General features: G+C 71.2%; 3 protein-coding genes. 1 reads left to right on the top strand and 2 read right to left on the bottom strand.

Features of this window, described 5'->3' with window-relative positions:
• Window positions 1–98 precede the first annotated feature (98 nt).
• Window positions 99–2,240 carry an anthranilate synthase component I gene (locus tag O2L01_RS05465; RefSeq protein ID WP_270120871.1) on the bottom strand — a complete coding sequence of 714 codons (2,142 nt, stop codon included), beginning with the start codon at window positions 2,238–2,240 and terminating at the stop codon, window positions 99–101.
• 525 nt (window positions 2,241–2,765) lie between these two features.
• Here O2L01_RS05465 and ileS point away from each other — a divergent pair.
• Window positions 2,766–5,909 carry an isoleucine--tRNA ligase gene (ileS, locus tag O2L01_RS05460; protein WP_270120870.1) on the top strand — a complete coding sequence of 1,048 codons (3,144 nt, stop codon included), beginning with the start codon at window positions 2,766–2,768 and terminating at the stop codon, window positions 5,907–5,909.
• A gap of 47 nt (window positions 5,910–5,956) precedes the next feature.
• Here ileS and O2L01_RS05455 read toward each other — a convergent pair whose 3' ends face one another.
• Window positions 5,957–9,070 (bottom strand): UvrD-helicase domain-containing protein, encoded by a 3,114-nt coding sequence (locus O2L01_RS05455; protein WP_270120868.1) that lies wholly within the window; start codon window positions 9,068–9,070, stop codon window positions 5,957–5,959.
• Window position 9,071 lies beyond the last annotated feature (1 nt).

The following is a 9,071-nucleotide window of genomic DNA, read 5'->3' as shown; positions in this document are numbered from 1 at the left end:
CCCCCCCCGGGGGGCCCCCCCCCGCCCCCCCCCCCCCCCCCCCCCCCCCCCGCCCGGGGGGGGGCCGCCCCGCCCCCCCCCGGCCCCTTCCGCGTCGTCTAAGCCGTCAGCCGCAGCACGTTGCCGATGATCCGGTGCCCGTGCGCGCCCGCCGCGGTCAGGATCGACTCGGGGTGGAACTGCACGGCGAACCAGCGCTTGGCCGGCGCCTCGATCGCCATGACGACCTCGTCGATCGCCGCGGTCGGCGCGAAGCCGCCCTTCACCTCGTCGGGCGTGGCGTACAGGGAGTGGTAGCGGGCCGCGACGACCTCGTCGGGCAGCCCGTCGAACAGGCACCCGCTCTGGTTTGGAGAGCCCAGTACCTTCACGTTCCCCGGCTTGCCGTGGCTCGGCTCGTCCAGCAGCGAGAGGGTCCCGCCCGCGTGCTCGATCATCGCCTGCAGGCCGAGGCACACGCCGAACGCCGGCAGGCCCTGCCGCTCGATCTCGTCGAGCAGCCCGGCCGTGTCGAAGTCCTGCGGCCGGCCCGGACCGGGCGAGAGCACCACGAGGTCGGGGGCCTCCTCGGCCAGGACCTTGGCGGCGTCGAAACCGAACCGCAGGGTCGTGACCTCGCAGCCGTGCTGCCGGAAGTAGTCGCCGAGGGTGTTCACGAACGAGTCCTCGTGGTCCACCAGCAGCACCTTGCGGCCGTCGCCGGCCGGGCCGCCCGCGACCTCGATCGGCTCGGGCACCACCGCGGCCGCGCCGATCCCGCCCGCGGCGGTCTCCAGCAGCGCCCGCGCCTTCAAGTGGGTCTCGGCCTCTTCGGCGTCGGGGTCGGAGTCGTACAGCAGGGTCGCGCCCGCGCGCACGCACGCCACACCGTCGCGGATCTGCGCCGTGCGCAGCGTCAGCCCGGTGTTCATCGTCCCGTCGAACCCGACGAAGCCCACCGCGCCGCCGTACCAGCGCCGCGGCGTCGTCTCCTGCTCCTCGATGAACCGCATCGCCCACGTCTTGGGCGCGCCCGTCACCGTCACCGCCCACATGTGCGTCAGGAACGCGTCGAGCGCGTCCATGCCCTCGCGCAGCCGCCCCTCGATGTGGTCGACGGTGTGGATCAGCCGCGAGTACATCTCGATCTGCCTGCGCCCCAGCACCTTCACCGAACCGGGCACGCACACGCGCGCCTTGTCGTTGCGGTCCACGTCGGTGCACATCGTCAGCTCCGACTCCTCCTTCGCGGAGCCGATGAGCGCGGCGATCTGCGTGGCGTCGTGCATCGGGTCGTCCCCGCGCGCGATCGTCCCCGAGATCGGGCAGGTCTCCACCCGGTCGCCCGTGACCCGCACGAACATCTCCGGCGAAGCGCCCACCAGATACTCGCGGTCGCCCAGGTTGAACAGGAACTCGTACGGCGCCGGGTTCGCCGTGCGCAGCCGCTCGTAGAACGCCGTGGGCGAATCGCACGCCGCGTACATCTCATGGCCCGGCACGACCTCGAACAGGTTGCCCGCCTTGAACTCCTGCCGCGCGCGCCGCACCGTGTCCGCGTACACGCCGGGCACCGGACCGTCCGGCACCGACTCGGCCGGCACGTAGTCCAGCGACTCGGTCTCGCGAGACAGCCCCTTCGTGGAGCGCCCGCCGAACGAGAAGTCGTAGCGGCGCACCTGCGCGGTCTCGCGCTTGCGGTCGACCACGTAGATCTCATCCGCCAGGTGCAGCACCAGGTCACGGGCGTCCGCCGGTCGCTCCTTCGCGAACGGGATCGGCTCGAACTGGTAGGCCAGGTCGTACCCGAAGGCGCCCCACAGCCCCAGGTACGGGTCGTCGCACTTGAGCGCGTCGAGCACCACCCGCAGCGCCGAGAACGCCGTCGGCAGCTTCGACCGCAGCTCCTCCGGCACACGCTCGGTCGGCGTCGGCACCACCACGTGCACCTCGCGGTCGCACCGCGTCACCTCGCCGACCCCCGAAGCGGTCAGCGCATCCGCGAGCACGTCCACGAGCAGGAACCCCCGCGCGTTCAACTGCCGCACCGTCACCGTGCGCCCGCGCGCCACGACCTCGAGGGACGGGTCGACATAGGCGAGGTGGTAGCGCGAATAGCGGCCCGGGTACTCCATGCCGCTCGACAGCACCCCGCCGCGGCGCGTCTCGACCTGCGCGACGATCGGCGTCAGGTCGGGGTCGTCGAGCTCGCTCACGCGACGCTCGACCGTCACTCCGGCGGGTGTCAGAAACTTGGTCATCGGCCCTCTCAATGGGTCACAGGTCCCGACTCGAGGCGGCCGACCCCGGATACGACGAAGCGACCGCCTTCGAGACGGTCGCTTGCTTCTTGCACGCAAAAGCAGGGACGCCGCCTCAGCGACGCCACCACCAGTTGCGTGCGTGGATTCTCACAGGCCGAATACTACATGCCCGGTCAGTGGGACGACCGCCGGTGCGCTGCGGCGACGCGCGCAATTCGCTCGCGAACCCCGCGGGGCGCGGCGCTACACTTGCGGACAACAGCGTCGACCCGGCCATCACCGGCGAGCTTCCGGAAGAACCGGTCACCACCTGGGCTGAGCATGCGAAGCCGTCAATCTGTGGAGCCGCAGTAGAACCGGACGGACGCGGCCCGTCACCGCCGCCGAACGAAGCGGGCGCACCGGTTTCACCAGAAGCAGGGGCGCCAAGCGAGGTGGTACCGCGGGTCAGGCCCTCAAAAGCCGGCACTCGTCCTCGCACACCGAACGTCCGCAAGGTGTGTGTGAGGAGACACCGGTCCCATGGCCTATCCACTCGACGACCCCGCACGGGGCGTACCCGCGAGCCCGAACCTCCCGGAGGTCGAGCGCCGCGTGCTCGACTTCTGGACCAAGGACGACACCTTCGCCGCCTCCATCGACGCCCGCGAAGCGGGGGAGAACGGCGCGAACGAGTTCGTCTTCTACGACGGCCCCCCCTTCGCCAACGGCCTGCCCCACTACGGCCACCTCCTCACCGGTTACGTCAAGGACATCGTCCCGCGCTACCAGACCATGCGCGGCAAGCGCGTCGAACGCCGCTTCGGCTGGGACACCCACGGCATGCCCGCCGAGGTCACCACTGAGAAGGAACTCGGCCTCAAGTCCAAGGCCGACATCGAGGCGTACGGCGTCGACCGCTTCAACGCCGCCGCCAAGGCCTCCGTCCTCCAGTTCACCGGCGAATGGGTCGACTACGTCACCCGCCAGGCCCGCTGGGTCGACTTCGAGAACGACTACAAGACCCTCGACCTCTCCTACATGGAGAGCGTCATGTGGGCCTTCAAGACCCTCTACGACAAGGGCCTCATCTACGAGGGCTACCGCGTGCTCTGGTACTGCTGGCGCTGCGAGACGCCGCTGGCCGCCACCGAGACGAAGATGGACGACACCTACCGGGACCGCCAGGACCCGGCCGTCACCGTCGGCCTCGACGTCACCAGCGAAGGCCCGCTCCAAGGCGCGAAGCTCCTCGTCTGGACCACCACGCCCTGGACGCTCCCGTCCAACCTCGCCGCCGCCGTCCACCCCGACGTCGACTACGTCGTCGTCGCCACCGAAGGCTCCCGCTACGTGCTCGCCGAGGCCCGCCTCGCCGCGTACGCCCGCGAACTCGGCGACGAGGCCGACGTCGTCGGCCGCTACAAAGGCGCCGACCTCGTCGGGCTGCGCTACAACCCGCCGTTCGACTTCTTCACCGGCCGCGAGAACGCCCACCAGGTCCTCACCGCCGACTACGTCACCACCGAAGACGGCACCGGCATCGTCCACATCGCCCCCGCCTTCGGTGAAGAGGACAAACTCGTCACCGACGCCGTCGGCATCGAACCGGTCGTCCCCGTCGACGACTCCGGCAAGTTCACCGACGAAGTGCCGCCCTACGCCGGCGTCCACGTCTTCGAGGCCAACAAGCTCATCATCAAGGACCTCAAGGACACCCAGCGGCTCCTGCGCCACGACACGTACAACCACAACTACCCGCACTGCTGGCGCTGCGGCTCCCCGCTGATCCAGCGCGCCCTCTCCGCGTGGTTCGTCGCCGTCACCCGCTTCCGCGACCGCATGGTCGAACTCAACCAGCAGATCGACTGGACCCCCGGCCACATCCAGGACGGCCAGTTCGGCAAGTGGCTCGCCAACGCCCGCGACTGGAACATCAGCCGCAACCGCTTCTGGGGCTCGCCGATCCCGGTCTGGACCAGCGACGACCCCGAACACCCGCGCATCGACGTCTACGGCTCCCTCGAAGAGCTGCAGCGCGACTTCGGCGTCGAGGTCACCGACCTCCACCGCCCGGTCATCGACAACCTGGTGCGGCCCAACCCGGACGACCCCACGGGCCGGTCCATGATGCGCCGCGTCCCCGAAGTCCTCGACTGCTGGTTCGAATCGGGCTCCATGCCGTTCGCGCAGGTCCACTACCCGTTCGAGAACGCCGACTGGTTCGAGCACCACTACCCGGGCGACTTCATCGTCGAGTACACCGCGCAGACCCGCGGCTGGTTCTACACGCTGCACGTCCTCGCGACGGCCCTGTTCGACCGGCCCGCGTTCCGCACCGCCGTCGTCCACGGCACCCTGCTGGGCGAGGACGGGCAGAAGATGTCCAAGTCGCTCAACAACTACCCGGACGTGCGCGAGTCCTTCGAGTCCTACGGCTCCGACGCCGTGCGCTGGTTCCTCATGTCCTCGCCCGTCCTGCGCGGCGGCGACATGCCGGTGACCGAGAACGGCTTCCGCGACGCCGTCCGCCAGATCGTCCTCCCACTGTGGAACGTGTGGTACTTCTACACGCTCTACGCGGGCGCGGCCGGCTATGAGGCGAACCCGGAGCAGGCGCGGGCGACCGCGCTGGCGAGCGAGCACCGCCTCGACAGGTACCTGCTGGCGAAGACGCGGGAACTGGTCGAGTCGATGACCGCGATGATGGACGACTACGACCTCGCGGGCGCGACCGCCGCGTTCCGCTCCTACCTGGAGTCCCTCACGAACTGGTACGTGCGCCGCTCGCGCGACCGGTTCTGGGAGGGCGACGAGGACGGGTTCGCCACGCTCGCAACCGCATTGAAGACCGCGTGCGAGGTGGCCGCGCCGCTCCTGCCGCTCATCACCGAGGACATCTGGAAGGGTCTCACCGGCGGCCGCTCCGTGCACCTCGCCGACTGGCCGGACGCCGCCGAGCTGCCCGCCGACCACGCCCTGGTCGAGGCCATGGACACGGTGCGCGAGATCGCCTCGGTCGGCCTGTTCATGCGCAAGGCCCGCAAGCTCCGCGTGCGCCTGCCGCTGGCGAAGCTCACCGTCGCGACCGGGCACGCCGAACGGCTCGCGCCGTTCGCGGACCTGCTCAAGGACGAGCTCAACGTCAAAGCCGTCGAGTTCGACTCCGACGTGAGCGCCTACTCGAAGTCCGACCTGAAGCTGGTCCCGCGCGTGCTCGGGCCCCGCCTCGGCAAGGACGTGCAGCGGGTCATCAAGGCCGTCAAGGCCGGGGACTGGTCCGTCGCCGACGGCACGGTCACCGCGGGCGGCGTCGTCCTGGAGGACGGCGAGTTCGAGCTGACCATGGTCGCGGTCGACGCCGAGCACACCGAGGCCCTGCCGAACGACGCCGGCGTCATCGTCCTCGACACCGAGGTCACCCCCGAGCTCGCCGCCGAGGGCCTGGCCCGCGACGTCGTCCGGGTGATCCAGCAGGCCCGCAAGGACGCCGGCCTCGACGTCACCGACCGTGTCGCGGTCGTCCTCGACGCCGCAGACGACGTCAAGGCCGCGATCGAAGTCCACCGCGACTTCGTCCAAGCCGAGACCCTGGCCCTGGACCTCGCCTTCGGCGCCCTCCCCGACACCGCCACCAGCGGTGAGGCCGGAGAGACCACCGTCAAGGCCGCCGTCACCAAGCAGTAGGCACCGCAACAAGGAAGGCCCGGACGCTTTCGGCGTCCGGGCCTTCCTCATTCGTCGGGCCACCAGGTGTGGTCGGCGGCTATGTAGTGGAAGGCCGTGCGGATCTGGGACTCGTCGATGTTCTGGAGGCGGGCCCAGGCCTTTCGGTAGACCCTGAGTTGGAGGGCCGCGTGGCGGGCGGCGTCGCCCTGCGGGGGGCGGCCGGTCTTCCAGTCGACGATGTCGTAGCCGCCGCCGTCGCGGTAGAAGATCGCGTCGATGCGGCCGCGGACCACGGTGCCCTCGTAGTCGATGACGAACGGGACCTCCTGGGCCGCGATGCGGCGCCCGGCCCAGACCGAGTTTCGGAAGGCCTCCTTCAGGCGGTCGAGGTCGGCGTCCGGGCCGACCGGGTCGGCCGCGCCGGGGAGGTCGGCCGGATCGAAGAGGGTGCCGCCGCCGAAGAACTCCTCCACCCAGGCGTGGAACTCCGTGCCGCGCTGAGTTGCCGGGCGCGGCGGGACCGGCATCGGTCGGCGGCGCTCGGCCGCGAACCGCTCCTCGTCCTCGCGCATCGCCATGAGCTGCGAGGTGGAGAGCCGCTTCGGACGGGGGAGCTTGACCACGCCGGACTCGCGCTCGGCGCGTTCGGCGAGGAGCAGCACGGCCTCGTCCTGCCACGCCCGCGCCTGCGGGCCTTCGCCCACCGCGTCGTCGGTGCCGGCCAGCACCAGGTCGGCCGCTTCGGCGAACGCCTCCTGGCGGGAACCCAAGGGCGCCTTGCTCGGCCACTCGACCGTGCGGGCGTCCTCCTCGAGCGGGTTCGACGGGCCCGAGTCCGCCCACACCGTCGCCTGCGCGCCCGCCGCCACGGCCTCGTTCAAGTACGGGGCCGGCTTGCGCGGCTGGCGCCGCTCGGCCTCCCACCAGTAGCCGCTCGCGAGCAGCGCCTGCCGCGCCCGCGTCAGTGCCACGTACGCGAGCCGCCGCTCCTCCTCGAGCCGCGCCTCCTCGTCGTCGCGCTTGAAATCCTCAACGGCCCCTTTGACCTCCGAAGGCACCGTCGCGTCGTCGAGGTACAGGACCGGCAGGTTCTCGGCGTCGCCGCGCAGCGGGTACGGCAGCCGCGCCGCATCGCTCACCCACGTCTGGTCGCCCTTCACCTTGCCCGGCAGGATCCCCTCGCACAGGCCCGGCACCGCGACCACGTCCCACTCGAGGCCCTTAGCCGCGTGCACCGTGAGGAGCTGCACGACCCCGCCCGCCGGGGACGCGCCCTCCACGGTCAAACCACGTTCGCGCTCCGCCGCGGTCTCCAGATAGGACAGGAACCCGGGGATGCTCGCGCCGCTCGTGTCGTTCTCGTACGCCGCCGCGATGTCCACGAACTCATCGAGGTTCGAGAGGTCCCCGTGGTGCAGCATCACCTCGACGTCGAGCCCCGAATGCGCGATCACGTCGCCCACCACGTCCGGCAGGCTCTGCCCCAGCCGCCCGCGGATCCAGCCCAGCTCCTCGTGCAACTGCGCGAACCGCAGGTAGCCCACCGGCGAGTACCGTTCCGCCGGACCCGGATCGGCCAACGCGTCCGCCAAGGACGCCTCGGCCTCGCGTCCCGCGTCCGGTTCGAACCCGCGCGTGTCCGGCGCGAGCTCGCGGGCGCGGGCCCAGAGCCCGGCGATGTCGCGCGGGCCGATGCGCCAACGGTTCCCGGCGAGGAGCCGCATGAGCGACGGCCCGTCGGTAGGGTCGGCGGCGGCGCGGAGCATCGCGACCGCTTCGGCCACTTCAGGATGGAAGAGCAGCCCGAGCGAGCCGACGACCTCGACGGGCAGCCCGGCGGCGGTCAGCGCGCGGTGGAGGGCCGGTATCTGGCGGCGCTTGCGCACGAGCACGGCCGCCTCGACCGGTTTCGCCGCGTCCCCCTGCTCGGCGCGGCGCTGGTCCTCGATCGAACTGCGGATCACGGCGAGGTTGGCTGCGAGCCAGTCGGCCTCGTCCGTCACGGTGAGGTGCATGGCGGCGCGCACGAGCCCCGGTCCGTCGACGCCCGCTTCGAGCGGGCGGATGTCCCCGGCGCGCAGCGGCTCGGAGACCTGGTTGGCGACGGCCAGGATCTCGGCCCGGTTCCGCCAGGACTTGGTGAGCTCGACCCGGGTCGCGGGAAGCCCTGCGGGCGTGGGGAAGTCCGTCGGGAAGCGCAGCAGCGTTCCCGCGGAGGCACCACGCCACGAGTAGATGGACTGGTTCGGGTCGCCCACGGCAGTGACGGGGTGACCGCCGCCGAACAGGTCGCGCAACAGCGCGACCTGGGAGAACGAGGTGTCCTGGTACTCGTCCAGGAGCACGACCCGCCAGCGCTCGCGCTCGGACTTGATGATCTCGGGCGCGCCCGCCACGAGCTGCGCGGCGAGCGAGAGCTGGTCGGCGAAGTCCATGACCCCGAGCTCGCGCTTGCGCCGGTCCCAGGACTCGACGAGCGGCAGCAGCTGCTCGCGCTTGAGCCGCAACGACATCAACGCCCGGAACTGGTCGTTGAGCTTGCTGCCCTGGCGTTCCGCGAGGGCCTCGGCGAGCGCGCGGTCGAACGCCCGCAGGTCGTCGCCGTCGCGCAGGTGCTCGGCGAGCTGCCCCGCGAGCTGCAGGACCTGCTCCGTCACTTTGTCCACGCCCACGTCGAACTCGCTCATCGGCCCGTCCCACGCGCACACCAGGTCCCGCGCGATCTGCCAGCGGCCGGTATCGGTGATGACGCGCGTGCCCGGCTCGATGCCGATGCGCAGGCCGTGCTCGGCGACGAGCCCGCCCGCGTACGCGTTGTACGTGGACACGGTGGGTTCGCCGTGGAGGTCGGCGAGTTCGGGGATCGACTCGGTGAGGCGCCGGAGCTTGTCGCGCACGCGGGCGGCGAGCTCCGCGGCGGCCTTGCGGGTGAAGGTGAGGCCGAGGATGTGCTCGGGCCGGGCGACCCGGTTGGCGATGAGCCACACGACGCGGTCGGCCATCGTGGTCGTCTTCCCGGAACCCGCGCCCGCGACGACGAGCATCGGGTCCCGCCCGGCCTCGATGACGGCGGCCTGCTCGGGGGTCGGGGTGGGAGTGCCGAGGCGGTTCGCGAGACCGACGGCCGTGTACCGCTGCGGCCTGCTGACCTGGGCGTCGTTCGACTGGATCTCATTCACT

It is taken from the genome of Glycomyces lechevalierae (genome assembly GCF_027622945.1).
GTDB classification, from domain to species: Bacteria; Actinomycetota; Actinomycetes; order Mycobacteriales; family Micromonosporaceae; genus Glycomyces; species Glycomyces rutgersensis.
Note: the sequence above shows the minus strand (reverse complement) of the source record. Positions and strands in the feature narration are given on the sequence as shown.

Excerpts from the sequence above, each read along its gene's own strand:
- ileS (WP_270120870.1), top strand. The coding sequence starts at position 2,766 with ATGGCCTATCCACTCGACGACCCCGCACGGGGCGTACCCGCGAGCCCG.
- O2L01_RS05465 (WP_270120871.1), bottom strand. The coding sequence starts at position 2,240 with ATGACCAAGTTTCTGACACCCGCCGGAGTGACGGTCGAGCGTCGCGTG.